Annotated in this window: 17 protein-coding genes and 1 other annotated feature; of the genes, 16 read left to right on the top strand and 1 reads right to left on the bottom strand. The window is 43.9% G+C overall.

The genetic code is table 11. From position 1 onward, the window contains the following. Window positions 1-35: 35 nt before the first annotated feature. From pgeF to KFT32_RS02040, 8 genes are all read left to right on the top strand, one after another. Window positions 36-941, top strand: a complete 906-nt coding sequence (pgeF, locus tag KFT32_RS02075) for a peptidoglycan editing factor PgeF (RefSeq protein ID WP_211745429.1) — start codon at window positions 36-38, stop codon at window positions 939-941. Between the two features lie 5 nt (window positions 942-946). Further along, a complete protein-coding gene (locus KFT32_RS02070; protein ID WP_211745428.1) occupies window positions 947-1,636 on the top strand; it encodes a YggS family pyridoxal phosphate-dependent enzyme in 690 nt (229 codons plus the stop codon). Between the two features lie 4 nt (window positions 1,637-1,640). Continuing rightward, window positions 1,641-2,111: a cell division protein SepF gene (locus KFT32_RS02065; protein WP_211745427.1), complete on the top strand. Its 471-nt coding sequence runs from the start codon at window positions 1,641-1,643 to the stop codon at window positions 2,109-2,111. A 1-nt stretch (window position 2,112) separates the two neighbouring features. After that, the gene (locus KFT32_RS02060) at window positions 2,113-2,388 is read left to right on the top strand and encodes a YggT family protein (RefSeq protein ID WP_211745426.1); all 276 of its coding nucleotides are present in this window, start codon (window positions 2,113-2,115) and stop codon (window positions 2,386-2,388) included. 58 nt (window positions 2,389-2,446) lie between these two features. Then, complete coding sequence (locus tag KFT32_RS02055) at window positions 2,447-3,229, top strand: YlmH family RNA-binding protein (protein ID WP_211745425.1); 783 nt, start codon at window positions 2,447-2,449, stop codon at window positions 3,227-3,229. A gap of 217 nt (window positions 3,230-3,446) precedes the next feature. Continuing rightward, window positions 3,447-3,956: a DivIVA domain-containing protein gene (locus KFT32_RS02050; protein WP_211745424.1), complete on the top strand. Its 510-nt coding sequence runs from the start codon at window positions 3,447-3,449 to the stop codon at window positions 3,954-3,956. 120 nt (window positions 3,957-4,076) lie between these two features. Continuing rightward, window positions 4,077-4,393: a binding site (T-box leader), on the top strand. A 65-nt stretch (window positions 4,394-4,458) separates the two neighbouring features. Next, window positions 4,459-7,548: an isoleucine--tRNA ligase gene (ileS, locus tag KFT32_RS02045; protein WP_211745423.1), complete on the top strand. Its 3,090-nt coding sequence runs from the start codon at window positions 4,459-4,461 to the stop codon at window positions 7,546-7,548. 216 nt (window positions 7,549-7,764) lie between these two features. After that, window positions 7,765-8,040 carry a DUF5665 domain-containing protein gene (locus tag KFT32_RS02040; protein ID WP_249435616.1) on the top strand — a complete coding sequence of 92 codons (276 nt, stop codon included), beginning with the start codon at window positions 7,765-7,767 and terminating at the stop codon, window positions 8,038-8,040. A gap of 38 nt (window positions 8,041-8,078) precedes the next feature. Here the strand turns inward: KFT32_RS02040 and KFT32_RS02035 are convergent, their stop codons facing one another. After that, window positions 8,079-8,813, bottom strand: a complete 735-nt coding sequence (locus tag KFT32_RS02035) for a TraR/DksA C4-type zinc finger protein (protein ID WP_211745421.1) — start codon at window positions 8,811-8,813, stop codon at window positions 8,079-8,081. A gap of 238 nt (window positions 8,814-9,051) precedes the next feature. On the opposite strand from KFT32_RS02035, the gene lspA reads away from it, so the two are divergent. The 8 genes from lspA (at window position 9,052) to carB (ending at window position 20,187) form a co-directional block, all read left to right on the top strand. Continuing rightward, on the top strand, window positions 9,052-9,540 hold the full coding sequence (gene lspA / locus KFT32_RS02030; RefSeq protein ID WP_211745420.1) for a signal peptidase II: 489 nt from the start codon (window positions 9,052-9,054) through the stop codon (window positions 9,538-9,540). A gap of 2 nt (window positions 9,541-9,542) precedes the next feature. Further along, window positions 9,543-10,484, top strand: coding sequence for an RluA family pseudouridine synthase (locus KFT32_RS02025; protein WP_211745419.1), 942 nt, complete (start codon window positions 9,543-9,545; stop codon window positions 10,482-10,484). A gap of 273 nt (window positions 10,485-10,757) precedes the next feature. Continuing rightward, complete coding sequence (locus tag KFT32_RS02020; RefSeq protein ID WP_211745418.1) at window positions 10,758-12,011, top strand: LL-diaminopimelate aminotransferase; 1,254 nt, start codon at window positions 10,758-10,760, stop codon at window positions 12,009-12,011. Between the two features lie 801 nt (window positions 12,012-12,812). Beyond that, window positions 12,813-13,370 carry a bifunctional pyr operon transcriptional regulator/uracil phosphoribosyltransferase PyrR gene (gene pyrR / locus KFT32_RS02015; RefSeq protein WP_211745417.1) on the top strand — a complete coding sequence of 186 codons (558 nt, stop codon included), beginning with the start codon at window positions 12,813-12,815 and terminating at the stop codon, window positions 13,368-13,370. Beyond that, complete coding sequence (locus tag KFT32_RS02010) at window positions 13,370-14,281, top strand: aspartate carbamoyltransferase catalytic subunit (protein ID WP_481856291.1); 912 nt, start codon at window positions 13,370-13,372, stop codon at window positions 14,279-14,281. Before pyrR ends, KFT32_RS02010 begins: the two co-directional genes overlap by 1 nt. Before the next feature lie 120 nt (window positions 14,282-14,401). After that, on the top strand, window positions 14,402-15,724 hold the full coding sequence (locus KFT32_RS02005; protein ID WP_211745415.1) for a dihydroorotase: 1,323 nt from the start codon (window positions 14,402-14,404) through the stop codon (window positions 15,722-15,724). Window positions 15,725-15,824: 100 nt separating this feature from the next. Continuing rightward, the gene (carA, locus tag KFT32_RS02000; protein WP_211745414.1) at window positions 15,825-16,967 is read left to right on the top strand and encodes a glutamine-hydrolyzing carbamoyl-phosphate synthase small subunit; all 1,143 of its coding nucleotides are present in this window, start codon (window positions 15,825-15,827) and stop codon (window positions 16,965-16,967) included. A 1-nt stretch (window position 16,968) separates the two neighbouring features. Then, window positions 16,969-20,187 carry a carbamoyl-phosphate synthase large subunit gene (carB, locus tag KFT32_RS01995; protein WP_211745413.1) on the top strand — a complete coding sequence of 1,073 codons (3,219 nt, stop codon included), beginning with the start codon at window positions 16,969-16,971 and terminating at the stop codon, window positions 20,185-20,187. Window positions 20,188-20,257: the final 70 nt, after the last annotated feature.

The following is a 20,257-nucleotide window of genomic DNA, read 5'->3' as shown; positions in this document are numbered from 1 at the left end:
CACTGTAAAAAAAAGATGAGGTGAACTTTACTTTCATGGAGCCGTTTGTATTAAAAGATAGACATTCCTCAGGCTCCTCTGATCCGAATCATTCGGAAACCGGGGGCCCGGGGTTATTTGAAATAAAACCTTGGACGAAATATGAAACAGAAGTGGGACTGAAAGTTGGTTATACAAGCCGAATAGGTGGACTCGGTAAAGCACCTTACAGCAGTTTGAATTGTGCTTTTCATGTAGGGGATGATCCACAGGATGTCATAGCCAATCGGACGTTGCTAGCCAAAGAAATAGGGATGAAGCCAGAGTCTTGGACGTGCGGGGAACAGGTTCACAAAAATGAGGTGGCCATTGTAACCGAAAAAGACAAGGGAAGAGGTTTTCTTGACCGGGATTCTGCTTTTCAGGACACGGATGGACTCCTGACGAGTGTACGAGGTATTTTATTATCTTCTTTTTATGCGGATTGTGTACCTTTGTATTTCTTTGATCCGGTCAAGGAAGTCGTGGGACTCGCTCATGCAGGCTGGAAAGGTACCGTTGCCGGCATTGCTAAGCGAATGATTGAACGAATGGAAGAACATTATGGAAGTAAGCGAGAAGACATAAGAACCGCAATTGGACCGTCTATTGGCAGCTGCTGTTATGAAGTAGATGACTATGTGATGAACCAGGTAAAGGTTTGGTACGAAGTTTCAGAGGGTAATGATGAATATAGTGAGTCTCTCTATAAGTCTTGCCACATACCTGTTTCTGACGGGAAGAGCATGCTTGACTTGAAAGAAGTGAATCGACACATTATGATAAAAGCAGGAATATTGCCGGAACATATCGAAATTACTTCATGGTGTACAAGCTGCCATCCTGAATTGTTCTTCAGTTATCGTAAAGAGAACGGGATTACAGGCCGTATGGCAAGCTGGATTGGATTGGAAGAGAGGTGACCTCCTTGCAACTGGAGGAGAGAATTCAGCACGTAGATGAACGCATAACAGCTGCTTGCAGACGAAGCGGACGTAATAGAGAAGAAGTTGGTGTTATTGCGGTAACCAAATATGTATCGACTGCTATGACAGCGAAAGTGCTGGATCACGGACTTATACATATTGGGGAAAATCGTTGGCAGAATGCAGAGGACAAGTGGAATGCTTTAAGTGATAAAGGGATTTGGCATTTCATAGGTCACTTACAGACTAACAAGGTCAAAGATGTCATTGGAAAATTTGCATACATTCATTCACTTGATCGCCTTTCTCTTGCGAGTGAAATTGAGAAGAAGGCAGCACAGAGGGAAATGCAAGTCGAATGCATGCTTCAGGTCAACATATCTGGAGAAGAATCCAAATATGGTCTTCAGCCTGAAGAAGTCGAACCTTTACTCAAGCAAATCCGTGAGTTTCCCCATGTTCATGTTACAGGCCTAATGACAATGGCTCCTTTTGAGGAAGATGCACAGCGGACTCGCCCTGTATTTCGTGGCCTTCGCGAACTAAGGGATGATTTGAACAGACAAGCCTTAACCAATCAGCCACTAACTCATTTATCAATGGGGATGTCCAATGATTTTGAGATTGCTGTTGAAGAAGGGGCTACCTGGGTGAGACTCGGAAGTGTTCTTGTAGGAAAAGAGGAGGACTAAGGAGATGAGTGTAATGAATAAATTCATGAATTTTTTTGGTTTGCAGGAAGAAGAGGAGATTATTGAACGCGAACAGGTCAATAATACACGTAACGATGAACAGGAACAAGAAGTTGAAACCCCGAACTTCGATAAACGTAGAAACCAGAAGGGCAATAATGTGGTAAGCATTCATTCCCAAAAAAATGTGAAAGTCGTTCTCTACGAACCACGCAGTTATGACGAAGCACAAGAAATTGCAGATCATATCCGTTCTCATCGTACGGTCGTGGTCAATCTTCAGCGTGTCCGCAAGGATCAGGCGCTTCGGATTATCGATTTCTTGAGTGGAACAGTATATGCGCTTGGCGGAGGTATCTCCAAGATTGGTGGTAATATCTTCTTGTGCACACCGGATACGGTGGAAATTGAAGGGACGATCGCTGAAATTTTGGCAGAAAGCGAGAGCGAAGCAGATTACGGCAGAATGAGGTGAATTGTTTTTGGAAATTGTATTTCAGGCAATCGGAGCTTTAGTACAGATTTACTACTGGATGATCATTATTTATATCCTAATGTCTTGGTTGCCCAATGCGCGGGAGAGTAGTTTTGGAGAGATTTTAGGGAAGATCGTAGAACCATACCTAGCGCCATTCCGGCGTTTTATCCCGCCGATTTTCGGTATGATTGATATCTCCCCGATCGTTGCGATTATCGCTCTTCGCTATGCAGCAACCGGGCTGATTGCTATTCTAGAAAAATTACTTATGTAGTTTACATTAAAAAATATGTAATGTATTCGTATGATATGCAAGGCAGGGTGATCTTGAAATGAAAACAGAAGTTTACGATCATTTTCACCCCGATGAACGGGATTTTGTAGACAAAGCCTGGGAGTGGGTCGAACGTGCAGGACAGTTTCATGAGATGAAACTGACGGACTTTCTTGACCCTCGCCAGGCTTATATTTTGGAATCATTAATGAATCGCCGGAATGACGTCCAGGTAATTCTGGACGGAGGTTCGGCATCTGCTGAACGTAGACGTGCATTGATCGCACCAGACTATGCCTACCTACAAGATGAGAGCATGGAGCTAGTCGTGCTAGCCATCACCTCAGCGGACCAAAAATTGCTACAGCTCGATCACGGGGATTATATGGGCGCTCTATTGAGTCTTGGCCTCAAAAGGGGTAAGATTGGAGACATTCATGTGCTTGATGACGGGTGTCACACAGTAGTAGCCAAAGAAATTGCCGATTACTTATCCATGCACTTACATCAGGTTCATCGTATGAACGTATTTACAGATATACTACCAATAGATCAGCTTCGGACGAGTGACGTTTCACTTCAGATGATGGATCTGACGGTAGCTTCTTTGCGTCTGGATGGGATTGCAAGTGATGTGTACAGGCTTAGTCGCAGCAAAATATTAACTCCAATCAAAGCCGGTCGCTGTAAAGTGAACTTCCGAGTGATGGAAGATCCGTCGAAGGGACTTCAGGCAGGAGATGTCGTTTCAGTTCAAGGATTAGGTCGTTTTAAAGTGCTGGAAATAGATGGAGTTACTAAAAAAGGACGTTTTCGCGTCAAGATCGGGAAATTTGTCTAAGTACTTTGCAGGAATTCAGCTTTTCTTGTCGAAATAGTTAGGTCTAGGGATTACGACAGGAGATCATGATACCGATATATATTACATCTTTATTCTACGATGGTGAGAAGTAATCATTCCGTGTGTTTTGTAATGGAATTTGCAGAAGATGTCACCATCATTTCTTGTTTCATAAATCTCCTCTTTTTGGAGGTTACTATTATAGGAGGTGGACAGTATGCCGCTTACACCGCTGGACATACATAATAAGGAGTTCTCTCGCCGGATTCGCGGGTATGACGAGGATGAGGTTAACGAATTCCTGGATCAAGTCATCAAGGACTACGAGGCTGTTATTCGCGAGAATAAGGAACTTAATAACCAGCTGCTGTCCGTACAGGAGAAGCTGGATCATTTTTCAAATATTGAAGAGACACTGAGCAAGACGATTATCGTCGCTCAAGAAGCTGCAGATGAAGTGAAGAACAATTCGAAGAAGGAAGCACAGCTTATCGTGAAGGAAGCTGAGAAGAATGCAGATCGCATCGTGAATGAAGCGTTGTCGAAATCTCGCAAAATCTCGCTTGAGGTAGAAGAGCTGAAGAAACAGGCTTCGATCTATCGCGCACGTTTCCGTACTTTGGTGGAAGCACAGCTTGAATTGTTGACACAAGATGGTTGGGAAGCGCTGGAGAACCGCGAGCATGAAGTTCGTGAGCGTGAACGTGAGATGAAAGAGATTTATTAATCCTTCTTTTTTTGGATATGATAAGTCTATGTAACGGATCAAGATGCATTTTATGGGGATTTGATCCGGTTGACTTTTTCCATGAAAGAAGCTATAAATATTCTTATATGAATTTCATATCTTTTTTTGATGATGGGAACCAGTACGTTATGAAGATTGTTCTCAGAGAGTTGGCGGTTGGTGCAAGCCAATGAACAGGTCATGACTGAATATCCTCCCGGAGAAGTGAAGCCGAAAGCATGAGGTCACTTTAGTGTGTGATGTAGATGCAAATAAGCTGATACCGTAAGCCGAACGTTATAACGGCTCCTTATGGAAGCTTAATAAGGATTAGAGAGCTATCTCTTTGTATCTGTACGTAATAACTGTTAACGGTTAGTGCGAGCGGACTAGAGATGGAACTAGGGTGGTAACGCGAGAACAGTCTCGTCCCTTTTGGGGATGAGGCTTTTTTTATTTTCTTAAATATAGGAATGCGTCAAAAAAGAAAGGAAGTATGAAAATGAAACGAGTCGATGTCAAAGAAAAAGCTCGCGCTCGCGAGCAGCGAATCCTCAGTAAATGGAATGCGGAAGATACATTCAAAAAATCGATTGAGAATCGTGAAGGTAAGCCCAACTACGTTCTCTATGAGGGACCTCCTACAGCAAACGGCGCTCCCCATATTGGTCACGTGCTCGGCCGCGTTATTAAAGATTTTGTAGGTCGCTATCAAACGATGAACGGCTATCGTGTCGTACGTAAAGCAGGATGGGATACTCATGGTCTGCCCGTTGAGCTTGGTGTGGAGAAGCAGCTCGGCATTAACGGTAAACATGAAATCGAAAATTATGGTGTAGAAGCTTTTATCAAGAAATGCAAAGCTAGCGTGTTCGAATATGAACATAAATGGCGTGAACTGACTGAGGGGATCGGTTACTGGACAGATCTGGATCATCCTTATGTTACGCTCGATAACAATTATATCGAGAGTGTATGGAACATTCTGGCGACCATTCATGACAAAGGACTTCTCTATCGTGGACACCGTGTTAGCCCGTATTGTCCTTGCTGTCAGACAACGCTTAGTTCCCATGAAGTAGCTCAAGGTTATGAGGATGTTAAGGACCTGAGTGCGACAGCTAAGTTCAAACTCCATGACCGTAATGAGTACATCTTGGCTTGGACGACAACACCATGGACGCTTCCATCCCATGTGGCGCTCGCAGTAAACCCGGATATGGAATATGCACGAGTGAAACAAGAAGACGGCACATACATCGTTGCGAAAAACTTGGTAGAAAAAGTGATGAAAGGCGACTATGAAGTTCTTTCGACGCTAAAAGGTTCGGAGCTGGTTGGACTCACTTATACGCCTCCATTTAATTTTATCAAAGCAGAAAAAGCAAACGTTGTAGTTGGAGCAAGCTTTGTTACTGATGCAAGTGGTACAGGTATCGTTCATATGGCTCCTGCTCACGGGGAAGATGACTACAAAACTTGTCGTGAGAATGGAATTAGCTTTGTAAGTGTAGTGAACTCGGAAGGGAAATATACAGAGGAAGTAACCGATTTTGCAGGACGTTTTGTAAAAGATTGCGACCTGGATATCGTTAAATATTTGTCCGAACAAGGTACACTATATAGCAAAGAAAAAATTGAGCACAGCTATCCGTTCTGCTGGCGTTGTAAATCCCCACTGCTATACTATGCGATGGACAGTTGGTTTATTGAAACAACCGCTGTTAAAGATCAGCTGATCGCAAATAACAATACGGTGGAATGGTACCCGGCTCACGTTCGTGATGGACGTTTCGGTAAATTCCTCGAGGATTTAGTAGACTGGAACATCAGCCGGAATCGCTACTGGGGTACACCGCTGAATGTATGGGTATGTCAGGACTGTGGAGGACAATTTGCACCGCACAGCCATGAAGAACTTCGTAAACATGCGGTAGGTGAAGTGAGCAAGGATTTGGAGCTTCACAAACCTTACGTAGATGAAGTGAAAGTACATTGTACACACTGTGAGAATGGTGTGATGGAAAGAACCTCAGAAGTAATTGATGTATGGTTTGATAGCGGATCAATGCCGTTTGCACAGCATCATTATCCTTTTGAAAATAAAGAAACTTTTGAACAGCAATATCCTGCGGACATGATCTGTGAAGGAATTGACCAAACTCGGGGATGGTTCTACAGCTTACTTGCAGTATCCACCTTGTTTACGGGTAAAGCTCCTTACAAAGCAGTCATGGCAACCGGACATATCCTTGATGAGAATGGGCAGAAGATGTCTAAATCCAAAGGAAATGTCATTGATCCTTGGGAAATCATCGATGAGTATGGTACGGATGCATTCCGCTGGGCTCTTCTAGCTGACAGTGCTCCGTGGAACAGTAAGCGATTCTCCAAAGGCATCGTAGGTGAAGCAAAATCCAAAGTCATTGATACAATCGTAAATACGCATGCATTCCTTGCGCTATATGCCGATATTGATGGATACGACCCAGAACAACATCCGTTTAACGGTTCTGATAATAAACTGGATCGCTGGGTTCTATCACGTCTTAACTCGCTGATTGCGAAAGTTCGCAAAGGGCTTGAAGTTAATGATTTCCTGAACGCTGCGAAATCAATCGAAGTATTCGTGGATGAGCTGAGTAACTGGTACATCCGCCGTTCCCGTGATCGTTTCTGGGGCAGTGGTCTTAGTGAAGACAAACTAGCTGCGTACGGTACTCTTACCCAAGTATTGCTTACCTTGTCCAAACTGATGGCTCCATTTACTCCGATGTTGTCGGAAGACGTGTATGGTAACTTAGGCGGTAAAGGAAGTGTTCATCTTACTGATTATCCAGTAGCTGATCCTACTCTGATCGATGAGAAGCTCGAGCAAGATATGGAAACGGCACGCAACGTCGTTGAATTGGCTCGGAACGTTCGAAATGAGACAGGAATCAAGACTCGTCAACCTTTGTCTGCGCTTATCGTATCTTTGGATCAAGACTTTGATCTACCTGGATATGAGGAGATCATCAAGGAAGAGATCAATGTGAAGAACATTGACGTGGAAACAAGTGACAGCGGATTTGTAGATTTCTCATTGAAACTGAACCTTAAAGTGGCGGGTAAAAAATACGGTAAAAACGTAGGTTTCCTGCAAAATCATTTTAAAGGAATGACAGCAGAAGAGACACGCGCCGTTGTAGAATCAGGTGAGTTCAATATCGTATCGCTGGAAGGAAACGAACTTCAGGTGACAAGTGAAGAGTTGCTTATCGAGAAAAAAGCAAAAGAAGGATTTGCAGCGGCTTCTGGTTACGGTTTGACGGTTGCACTGAATACGGAGATTACACCTGAGCTTGAGCAGGAAGGTTTGGTTCGCGAGGTCGTTCGTGCCGTTCAGGACACTAGGAAGAAATTAGATCTGCCTATCGAAAAACGTGTCAATCTAATGCTTGATGTAGATGATGAGTTGAAAGCAGCAATTGAGTCATTTGAAGATGTACTTCGTGAGAACGTACTGGTGACAGATATTTCTTTCGGTACTGCTGATGACATGGAAAAAGTAGAAGCTGGTTCCAAAACGATCGGAGTTAAAATCTCATAAGATCGGTATTGTTTAGGCTAATAAAGCTTTGAAGCGGATATAATAGCATAGAACTGCATGTGAAAACGAGCCTGAGGGAAAGGATGAAACTTTCCACTGGCTCGTTTCCGCTTTTTTTGATCCTAGGATAGGACAGAAAGGATAAGGCCTTAAGCGATGACCACTAATGAAAAACCATCGGAAGAATTAAAACAGCTTAATCAGCAAATTGATGAGATGCATGGTATGCTGCACAAACTGGCTCTTAGTCTTGAGAAATCAAGGATTGCTGACTATACGCAGCTCTTGAACAGACCTTTAAGGTTAATCTGGCTTAATATCCTTTCAGGAACGGCAAGAGGTGTCGGAATCGCTATTGGATTTACTTTTTTTGCTGCAACGATCATTTATCTCCTTCAAATACTTGGGGCATTAAATCTGCCGATCGTTGGAGATTACATTGCTGATATTGTACGTATTGTACAAAGACAACTGGAACTGGATACGATCTAACACTTACTGCGGTCCTGATGAAATAGGAATGGTCTTACTTATTCATCTTCCGGAATCACATCCGGTTCAAGGATACTCATGCCTTCATGGTCCTCGAGGTATTTGCGGTACTGTTTATTTCGTACGACAGAGACATTCTGCCCATAGATATCGGTAGCCAAAAAGCTTTCATACGCTTCCACGCATCCGTCAATTTCTTCTGAGGCTTCAATATACATCGCATTGTAATCATCTACATTATTGCTTTCGGCCAGCGCAGGAGAATTAGAGTTACCCCAGCTTTCAACAATTTGCCAGGCATCTTCGCCGTCAAAGCCATTTTGGGTATCTACTTCATCAAGACTGGTTCTGCCAAATGGAGGTGTGAGAAACTCTTCTTCCACCGGTCGGTCATGCGTTACTTTTGATTCTGGGGCATGTTCTCTGCAATAAATCGTATAAGGTACAGCTTCTAATCGTTCATAAGGAATGGATTTACCGCATACGGCACAAACACCGTAATCTCCTTCCTCCATATGATTCAAAGCTGTCTCAATACGTTCAAGCATGAATTCATCGTGTTCGTTTAGCGAGATGTCTTTCGCTCGTTCGAACATTTCAGTACCTACATCACCTGGATGGTTATCAATTGTACTAAGTTCTCCAACTTCAAAACGCATGGAACCACTCAGTCCGTAATGATCAAACTCTTTGTCACGATGCTCAATGTCTTTTTTCTGCTCAAGAAGCTGCTTGCGCAAACTTTCCATTTCTTGCTTGCTAAGATGCGTCATGGGCGTCAATGCTCCTTTACATGTTACTAACGTTTTCAAAAGTTAATAAGTAAACTGTTCTCGTTGTCTGTATAGATTGCACAAAAAGCTTAGGTTTTAGAGAAGGTGGATTTTGCATAATCGGTGTGTGTGTTATTCTCCATGAGTTCAAATAGACGCTGTTCCAGCGGTTATGCTACAATAAATAAGGCATTACCCATGGAATGGTAAAAGACAAGAACGGAGTGACAAAAACACAGTGATCTATTACGTTATTGCATTTATTGTTTTTCTGGTGGATCAAGGAAGTAAATGGCTCATTAAGACAAGATTGGAACTGGGTGAGCATGTGTCGGTTATCGGAGACTTTTTCTACATTACTTCTCATCGTAACCGGGGCGCAGCTTTTGGAATTCTTCAGGATCAACGATGGTTTTTCATTGTAGTTACAATTATTGTGGTATGTGCGCTAGTATGGTACATCCAGAAAATCAAATCCCAGCCAGACAAATTGCTTCCACTAGCTTTATCACTAGTTCTTGCAGGAGCCATTGGTAATTTTTTGGATCGCTTGCTCATGGGAGAAGTGGTTGATTTCTTTAAATTTAATTTTGGAAGCTATACGTTTCCGATCTTTAACGTTGCTGATTCTGCTATCGTTATTGGGGTTGCTCTTATTATCCTCGACACATTGCTCGAATCAAGAAGAGAAAAACAACGTGAAGGTCAACAAGAAGGGAAGGAATAATAATGACAGATCGGTCCGAACAAGAATCTGCTCAGGACATCCAGGAGTGGACCGTCACTGCTGATTTTGCCAAGGAACGAATTGATAAATATATTACGGAAAGCATGGATGACGTCTCGCGCTCCCAGGTTCAATTGTGGATTGCAGATGGACATGTTACCGTGAATGGAACAAAAGTGAAGTCGAACTATAAGCTTAATGAGGGTGACCGCATTGTGGTTACCATTCCTGAGCCGGCTGCGGTCGAAATTATACCGGAAGACATCCCACTGAATGTTGTATATGAGGATGCAAGCGTAATCGTAGTAAACAAACAAAGAGGACTCGTGGTACATCCGGCACCTGGTCATACTTCGGGAACCCTTGTGAATGCCTTGATGTATCACTGCAAAGACCTTTCAGGTATTAACGGCGAGCTGCGTCCCGGCATTGTTCATCGGATTGATAAGGATACATCAGGTCTTCTGATGGCGGCCAAAAATGATAAGGCTCACGCTTCACTTGCGGCTCAGCTGAAGGAGCATAGCGTGAATCGTCGTTATATCGCTCTGGTACATGGACATGTACAACATGATCAGGGAACGGTGGATGCTCCCATTGGACGTGACACAAATGACCGCAAAATGTACACGGTAACCGAGCGTAACAGCAAGGAAGCAGTGACCCACTTCTCAGTGATGGAGCGTCTTGGTGATTATACGCTGCTGGAACTGAAACTGGAGACAGGCCGTACGCATCAAATCCGGGTGCATATGAAGTTTATCGGTCATCCTCTCGTTGGCGATCCGATGTATGGGCGGAATAAGGGAATTAAGATGAATGGTCAGGCACTTCATGCCCAAACGCTTGGTTTTGTACATCCTGATACCGGAGAACAAATGGAGTTTACCGCTCCATTACCGCAAGATATGGAAAATGTTCTAGCTTCTTTGCGAAGCAGATAACAGGAACATCTATTTTGTTAATAAGCTGGATCTAAAAGAGAGTCGCTGAGGCGGCTCTTTTTTTATTGCATTATTCATATTTAATAGTGGTTTTGTGCAAACTGCAAGAAAAGCTTGAAACCCCTGACTTTGGGTATATATTCATTAGGAATAGCAAGAAGAGCACAAAACGATAGTGCAAATGATCGGGTGTTTAGTCCATGGCTTTAAGGTATAAGATCCTTCATATTTATACATGGAGAAATTCGTTACAAGAGGAGATGAAATACTATTATGAGTACTGAAAAATATCAAGAAACTTACATTCAAAACAGTTTTGCCGATCGGATCGGCGGTGCTAATTATGGTAAAGACACGAACATCTATAAATTCGAAAAAATTAAACGCGCGAAACAAGCAGCGAAAAAAGATTTTCCAGATATCGAACTGATTGACCTTGGCGTAGGTGAGCCGGATGAGATGGCAGACGCGGGTATTGTGGCCAAGCTTGCTGAAGAAGCAGCTAAGGCTGAAAACCGCGGTTATGCTGATAACGGAATTCCTGAATTCAAGGAAGCCGCAGCTAAATATTTGGAAGAAGTATTCGGTGTACAAGGAATTGATCCTGTATCGGAAGTTGTTCACTCCATCGGTTCCAAACCAGCACTTGCTATGATGCCATCTGTATTCATTAACCCAGGTGATGTGGCGATTCTGACAGTACCAGGCTACCCCGTTCTTGGAACACACACCAAGTATTTGGGCGGAGAAGTGTTCAATGTTCAGCTAACGAAGGAAAATAACTTCTTGCCGGATCTTACATCTATCCCAGAAGAAATTGCACACCGTGCGAAGCTGTTATATTTGAACTATCCGAATAACCCAACGGGTGCAAGTGCAACCCCTGAATTTTTTACAGAAGTTGTAGAGTGGGCTAAGAAGTACAACGTAATCGTTGTACATGATGCTCCTTACGCTGCACTTACTTATGACGGTATGAAGCCACTGAGTTTCCTATCCGTACCTGGTGCGAAGGATGTAGGGGTTGAACTTCACTCCTTATCCAAATCTTATAATATGACTGGATGGCGTATTGGCTTTGTAGCAGGTAATCCGCTTGTTGTAAAAGCATTCAGTGATATTAAGGATAACAATGACTCCGGTCAGTTTATTGCGATTCAAAAAGCTGCTGCATATGGCTTATCTCATCCAGAAATTACAGAGAAAATTGCAGAGAAGTATTCTCGTCGTCATAACATATTAGTGGAAGCACTGAATGAACTTGGATTCAGAGCAGAGAAACCGAAAGGTTCCTTCTTCCTATATGTAGAAGCTCCAAAAGGGGTAAAAGGCGGACGTCGATTTGAGTCGGGTGAAGAGTTCTCTCAATTCCTTATTCGTGAAAAGCTGATCTCCTCTGTACCTTGGGATGATGCAGGTAACTTTGTACGTTTCTCTGTTACGTTTGAAGCGAAAGGGGAAGAAGAAGAAAAACGAGTTATCGGAGAAATTAAGCGTCGCCTGAGTGACGTAGAGTTCGAATTTTAATTTTTCTAATAATTTGAATGGTTGTAATCATTGTGGATCATGGACGGGACCTATCAGGTCTCGTCTATTTTTCTTAAGACTCAAATGATGTTTCATATTATTGTCAAGGTTAGATCCGCATAAAGAAAGAAATCAAGGTACAATATAGTCAAAGATATCGAATAGGGGGACGTTACTGATGGAATTTATCGCGATGATTGCCGTTATTATTGTCTTAGGATTTGTTGGGATTACATTTCTCTTTAAAAGATTGGCAAAAGACGATCACTAGAATCATTTACGAAATGATTAATTACGAATCAAATATGAACTTAGATAAGAACCTGGTGTTTCCAGGTTCTTTTTTTGTGCGAAAAATAAAAAAACAATGGATATTTATACATATATATCGTATAATTATAAAAATAAGAGCATTAAAAATGCATAACGACATGTGTGAAATGTATAAATGGATATGCTGAGAAACTCTTCATATGCTAAGGTGTTGACAGAGGATAAGCTTTCTGTCATAATTCATGACGACGAAAATTTGTTTGAAACTTGATTAATCCAGAGAGGTTAACATCAAGCAAATTACATGAATAGCACCTTTAAATCAGTCCCGTGAGACTGGCAAGGTAACGTGATTGGACCCGGGCGAAGCTGCGGCTTTTGTTTCGGTCTGTCCTTAGAGCTTATTAACCCGGCGTGCGCTGCCGCGGTTTTAAGACTCCTTGCCATGATTTAACGGCAGGGAGTCTTTTTTTATCTCTTCACGGGACCACTGGTAGAAAGGGAAATCCAGGAGGAGGTTCACAGCACATGAGCACAGACGCACATGTCATTATGGATGAGATTGGGATTCGCAGAGCACTTACGCGGATTGCACACGAAATACTTGAGAAGAACAAAGGAATCGATGACTGTATCTTGGTCGGCATTCGTACAAGAGGAGTATATTTGGCAGAACGAATCGCATCTAAGATTGAAGAGATTGAAGGAAAGAAAGTCCCTTGTATTGACCTAGATGTTACGCCTTACCGGGATGACCGCAATACAGAAGGAAGCATCGAGAAGAATGAAGCTATTCAGAAACAACTGAAAGAAGTCATTCATAATAAAAAAGTAATTTTGTTTGACGATGTACTATACACAGGCCGCACCATAAGAGCGGCAATGGACGCGCTGATGGACAGTGGACGGCCGCAAATGATCCAGCTCGCTGTACTGGCCGATCGAGGTCACCGGGAGCTTCCGGTAAGGCCCGATTTTATCGGTAAAAACGTACCTTCCTCACGAACGGAACTGATTGATGTAGCTCTGAAAGAAATTGACGGCGTAGATCAAGTCACCATTCAGAACCGGAGGGAAGAAGTATGATGATTACAGCGAAAAGCATTAAAGAGCGGAGTTTACTCGGTCTAAAAGAACTAAGCGCAAGCGAAATTGAATCCATTTTGAATCGGGCAGCTCAATTTGATGCGGAGACCGAGAAACTGAATCCGATACTGGCTTCCAAATTCGTAGCGAATATGTTTTTTGAGAATAGCACACGGACAAGGTTTTCCTTCGAAATGGCAGAGAAAAGGTTAGGTGCGGAAGTACTGAACTTTGCTGCAGCAGCATCAAGCGTAGAGAAAGGCGAGTCCATCTACGACACCGTTCGTACGCTGGAATCCATGGGAATAGATGCAGGTGTTATCCGCTTGAAACCGCAAGGCGTTCTACAAGAGCTTGCTGAGAAAGTAAAGGTACCGCTTGTAAATGCAGGGGACGGAAATAATGAACACCCAACACAAGCACTTCTTGACCTATACACCATGCGTCAAACATTCGGTGAGTTACGCGGACTAAACGTCTCGATCATCGGAGACATCAAACATAGCAGAGTGGCACGATCCAATCTGTACGCACTCCAAAAATTTGGCGCGAACGTAAGCTTCTGTGCACCAGAGAGTATGAAAGCCCCTGAGCTCGAAACACTGGCTCCATACACTACCTTAGAGGAAGCGCTGAAGGCAGACGTTGTTATGATGCTTCGTGTTCAACTAGAGCGTCATGATAAAGGGATCGATATGAAGGCTGATGAATATCGCGAGAAGTATGGACTTACGGAAGATCGCGCAACAAAACTTAATCCAAATACGATCATTATGCATCCTGCTCCGGTAAACCGGAATGTAGAGATTGACGATGCAGTAGTTGAAAGTCCGGCATCCCGGATCTTCCCGCAAATGGCGAATGGGGTTCCTATCCGAATGGCAGTTATGGAAAGAGCCTTACTTCTATAATAGAAGATACTCGAGAAAAGCGTCGGCTGATCACAAGTTGCGAAAAGTCAAAACACACAATAATCGGAGATGTCGTCATTCTTATTAAACAGTTTGACGGATCGGAGCGGAGGATATTACATGTTACAAATGATTAAAAATGCAAGTGTACTGAATAAGGATGGGGAACTCGAACAAAAGAACATTGTCATTTCCGAAGGGAAAATTTTAAGCATACTTGATGTGAACGTGGGTTTCACCCTGTTTGCTGAAGAAGGAACAAACCCTGGCGATGTAAAAATTGAAGAAATTGATGTAGAAGGCAAACTCGTTGTTCCTGGTCTGATTGATATGCACGTACATTTAAGAGAGCCAGGATTTGAACATAAAGAAACAATTGAATCAGGCAGCCGTTCTGCTGTAAAAGGCGGATTTACAACCATCGCTTGCATGCCGAACACAAGACCGGTAACGGACGATCCAGAAACGGTACAACTGGTACTGGATAAAGCAAAGGAAGCAGGTCTTGCTAAAGTTCTTCCATACGCAGCAATTACAGTAAATGAACTCGGACGCGAGCTGACTAATTTTGAAGCACTCAAAGCAGCAGGCGCTATCGGATTTACCGATGACGGAGTCGGTGTACAAAGCGCTCAAATGATGAAAGATGCAATGAACAAAGCAGCTGCGATGGATATGCCGGTTATTGCTCACTGCGAAGACAACTCCTTGGTTGAAGGAGCATGTGTAGCAGAAGGTGCTTTTGCTGAGAAACATGGTCTGAAAGGTATTCCGAATGAATCCGAAGCCATCCATGTTGGACGCGATATTCTACTCGCTGAAGCAACAGGCGTACATTATCATGTATGTCACGTAAGCACAGAGCAATCCGTTCGTCTCATCCGTGACGCCAAAAAGATTGGAATCAAAGTAACTGCTGAGGTATGTCCGCACCATCTGATTCTAGCGGATGAAGATATCCCAGGTCTGGATGCTAACTGGAAAATGAATCCTCCACTGCGCTCACGCCGTGATGTAGAAGCTTGTATTCAAGGGCTTGAGGATGGAACACTGGATATGGTTGTTACGGATCATGCACCACACAGCGAGGAAGAAAAAGCAAAAGGAATGGAGCTGGCACCATTCGGCATCGTCGGATTTGAAACAGCGTTTCCGCTGCTCTATACGAAGTTTGTAGCAACAGGAAAATGGAGCCTATCTTTCTTGGTAGAAAAGATGACAGCTGAACCGGCTCGCGTGTTCCGCCTGGATACTGGACGCCTAGAGGAAGGTGCACCCGCTGATATTACGGTCATTGACCTCAGCACAGAGCGTGCAGTTGATCCAAATGAGTTTGCTACAAAGGGACGCAATACTCCATTTACAGGATGGAAACTTACAGGCTGGCCTGTGATGACCTTTGTTGACGGTAAGAAAGTATATTCCGATTCAACATTGAGCTAAGTAAACCCGATTACGGCTAACAACGAATAAAAGAGCCCTTTTATAAGGGCTTATATATAAACCAAAATTGATGTAAGACAACTTTAAGGAGTGAGAGTGGATGCAGGCACAAGCAAGATTGTTACTAGAAGACGGCACATTGTTCACCGGAAGAGCTTTCGGAGCTGAAGGAGAAACAACAGGTGAAGTCGTTTTTAATACAGGAATTACAGGCTACCAAGAGGTGCTATCTGATCCTTCTTACTGCGGTCAAATCGTAACCATGACGTACCCGCTGATCGGAAACTATGGGATTACTCGGGATGATTTTGAATCCATCCGCCCTTATGTTCATGGGTTTGTCACACGTCGCCATGAGCCGGTACCAAGTAACTGGCGTGCTGAATACAGCGTAGATACACTCTTGAAAGAGTACGGAATTGTAGGAATCAGCGACATTGATACACGGATGCTGACACGCCGTATTCGTCATCAAGGAACGATGAAAGGGATTCTGACTACAGGCTCCAAGCCGGTTGAAGAACTGCTGGAAATGATGACAGATACAACGATCGAAGAGCTGCGCAATCAAGTGCCGCTGACTTCAACTCAGCACGTATACAGCAGCCCAGGCATTGGCGAGCGAATCGTAGTTCTGGACTATGGTGCAAAAACAGGGATCTTGCGTGAACTGAACAAACGTGGTTGTGACGTAGTGGTGGTTCCACACGATACGACAGCAGATGAAATCCGCAAACTGAATCCAGACGGCATTCAGCTGTCCAACGGCCCTGGGGATCCGAAAGATGTTCCTCATGCAGTGAAAATGATCTCCGAACTGCTAGGTGAATATCCAATCTTCGGGATCTGCCTTGGTCACCAGCTGTTTGCACTAGCAGCAGGTGCGGATACAGAGAAACTGAAATTTGGTCACCGTGGTGGAAATCATCCGGTCAAAGAACTGGAAACAGGACGTTGTTTCATTACATCTCAGAACCATGGGTATACCGTAAATGAAGAGTCTATCAAAGGCACGGACCTGGAAATTACACATATCAACAACAATGATAAAACCGTTGAAGGTTTAAAACATAAGAAATATCCGGCATTTTCTGTACAATATCATCCGGAAGCAGCACCAGGACCACAAGATAATTCATACTTGTTCGACCGTTTTATTGATATGATTCGTGAACACAAACTAAATCATCCGAAAAAAGCGCGCCAAGCCGTACTTGCCGCAGCAGTGAAAGGAGCAAATTAACATGCCGAAAAATACAGACCTCAAGAAAATTCTTGTTATTGGCTCCGGTCCGATCGTTATCGGTCAGGCAGCAGAGTTTGACTATGCCGGAACACAAGCATGTCAAGCGCTCAAAGAAGAAGGCGTGGAAGTTGTTCTGATTAACAGCAACCCTGCAACCATCATGACAGACAGCAATATGGCAGACAAAGTATACATCGAGCCAATTACACTCGATTTTGTAACACAAATCATTCGTCAGGAGCGTCCAGATGGACTGCTTCCAACGCTTGGCGGTCAAACGGGTCTTAATATGGCGGTAGAATTGGCTCGTGCAGGAGTTCTGGAGAGCGAGAACGTGAAGCTTCTCGGTACGCAGCTTACTTCCATTGAGAAAGCGGAAGACCGTGATCTGTTCCGCGATCTGATGCGTGAACTGGATCAACCGGTACCTGAGAGTGTGATTGTAACGACACTCAATGAAGCTCTAGATTTTGCTAATGAAATTGGTTACCCGATTATTGTTCGCCCTGCTTATACGCTAGGCGGAACAGGCGGCGGGATTTGTGCGACAGAAGAAGAACTTCGTGAGACGGTTGCTTCCGGTCTACGTTACAGCCCGATTGGACAATGTTTGGTTGAGAAAAGCATTGCCGGCATGAAAGAAGTTGAATATGAAGTTATGCGTGATGCGAATGACAACTGCATCGTCGTATGTAACATGGAAAACTTTGACCCGGTTGGCGTTCATACAGGAGACAGTATTGTAGTTGCACCGAGCCAAACACTGTCAGACCGTGAATATCAAATGCTGCGTTCTGCATCACTCAAAATCATTCGTGCGCTTAATATCGAAGGCGGATGTAACGTTCAATTTGCACTGGACCCACAAAGCTTCCAGTACTACGTAATTGAAGTAAACCCACGTGTAAGCCGTTCTTCCGCGCTTGCGTCTAAAGCAACGGGTTATCCGATTGCCAAGATGGCAGCTAAAATTGCAATGGGATACACACTTGATGAAATTATTAACCCGGTAACGGGTCAAACCTATGCATTCTTCGAGCCTACGCTGGATTACATCGTAAGTAAAATTCCGCGCTGGCCATTTGATAAATTTGTTTCTGCGAACCGGAAACTTGGTACACAGATGAAAGCAACGGGCGAAGTAATGGCCATTGGCCGTACCTTTGAAGAATCAATTCACAAAGCCGTTCGCTCGCTTGAAATCGGAGCGCATCGCATTCATTTGAAAGAAGCGGCTCTGCTGGAAGACGAAGTGCTAAGAACACGCCTTATCAAACCGGACGATGAGCGTATGTTCCTCGTAGCGGAAGCGTTCCGCCGTGGTTATACACTTCAAGAGATCCAGGATCTGACCAAAATTGACTGGTGGTTCCTTGATAAGATCGAAGGTATCATCAAATTTGAAGATCAGATTCGTTCAGAAAAAGAACTGAGCAGAGAAATGCTCTATCAAGCAAAACGCATGGGCTTCACGGATCGTTCCATTGCGGAGATTCGCGCTGAAGGGCAACCGGGAGAATCGTTCACTACAGAGAAAGAAGTACGCGAGATGCGCGAAGGAATGCAGCTTCGTCCAGTCTACAAAATGGTAGATACATGTGCTGCTGAGTTTGAAGCGATCACTCCTTACTACTACTCTAGCTATGAAACAGAGAATGAAGTAATTCCGTCTTCTAAAGAGAAGATTGTAGTACTTGGTTCCGGCCCAATTCGTATCGGACAAGGAATTGAGTTTGACTACTCTACTGTACATGCAGTATGGGCTATCCAGGCTGCTGGATACGAAGCAGTTATTATTAACAACAATCCAGAGACAGTATCGACGGACTTTAACACGTCAGATCGACTCTACTTTGAACCGTTGTTCTTTGAAGATGTAATGAACGTCATTGAACAGGAAAAACCGGTAGGCGTCATTGTACAGTTTGGTGGTCAAACGGCTATTAACCTAGCTGCACCACTTGCAGATGCAGGCGTGAGAATTCTCGGAACGGACCTTGCAAGCATCGATGAAGCAGAAGATCGTAAGAAATTTGAAGCACTGCTGTCCAGACTTGCGATTGCACAGCCTCTGGGCAAAACAGTAACCACCGTAGATGATGCGGTAGTCACTGCACAAGGTATAGGTTACCCTGTACTGGTTCGTCCGTCGTACGTACTTGGTGGACGTGCAATGGAGATCGTATACTCTGACAGTGAACTACTGAGCTATATGGAACAAGCAGTGAAAATCAATCCAGACCATCCGGTACTGATTGACCGTTATATGCTTGGTAAAGAGGTAGAAGTAGATGCGATCTGTGACGGAGAAACCGTTCTTATTCCAGGAATTATGGAGCATGTGGAACGCGCAGGGGTTCACTCGGGTGACTCCATTGCGGTATACCCTCCGCAACATCTGGAACCGCATCTGAAAGAAAAAGTCGTGAATATTACGATCAACATTGCCAAAGAACTGAAAACGATCGGACTTGTAAACATCCAGTTCGTTATCTATCAAGATGAAGTATACGTAATCGAAGTAAATCCAAGATCCTCAAGAACAGTACCGTTCCTGAGCAAAGTAACGGGTATCCCAATGGCGAACCTTGCTACTCAAGCGATCCTAGGTAAAAAACTAGCAGATCAAGGCTATGTCGATGGTCTATGGCCAGAAAGTGATCATGTTTCGGTCAAAGTACCGGTGTTCTCTTTTGCAAAACTGCGCCGTGTGGAACCAACACTTGGTCCGGAAATGAAATCAACGGGTGAAGTTATGGGCCGTGATGTTCTTTATGCGAAAGCACTTTACAAAGGCTTGATTGGTGCAGGAATGAAAATTCCTTCCTCCGGTGCTATCATTGCTACTGTGGCTGACAAGGATAAGGATGAAGCAGTTTCCCTGCTTGGCGGATTCTATAAACTTGGTTACAAAATCATTGCTACAGGTGGTACAGCTGAAGCCTTAACAGAAGCAGGTATTCCTGTCCAAACTGTGAATAAACTAAGCGAAGGTACGCCAAACATTCTGGATATGATCCGGACAGGTGAAGCAAACTTTGTCTTTAATACACTGACTAAAGGTAAAACGCCGCAGCGTGACGGATTCCGTATCCGCCGTGAAGCGGTAGAAAACGGTGTTGTATGTATGACTTCCCTGGATACAGTACGTGCGCTCCTGCAAATGTTGGAGACCATTAACTTCTCCTCGGAATCAATGCCAGCTTTCAACCGCTAATCCGCATAGATTAGAGTGAATTCTACAAGAGGACATCGGTCGGCCCGAGCAAGTGGGCTGGACTTGATGT

Origin of the sequence: Paenibacillus sp. Marseille-Q4541 (assembly GCF_018310695.1) — a bacterium.
Taxonomy (GTDB): domain Bacteria; phylum Bacillota; class Bacilli; order Paenibacillales; family Paenibacillaceae; genus Paenibacillus.
This window is presented reverse-complemented; position numbering and strand designations above follow the sequence as displayed.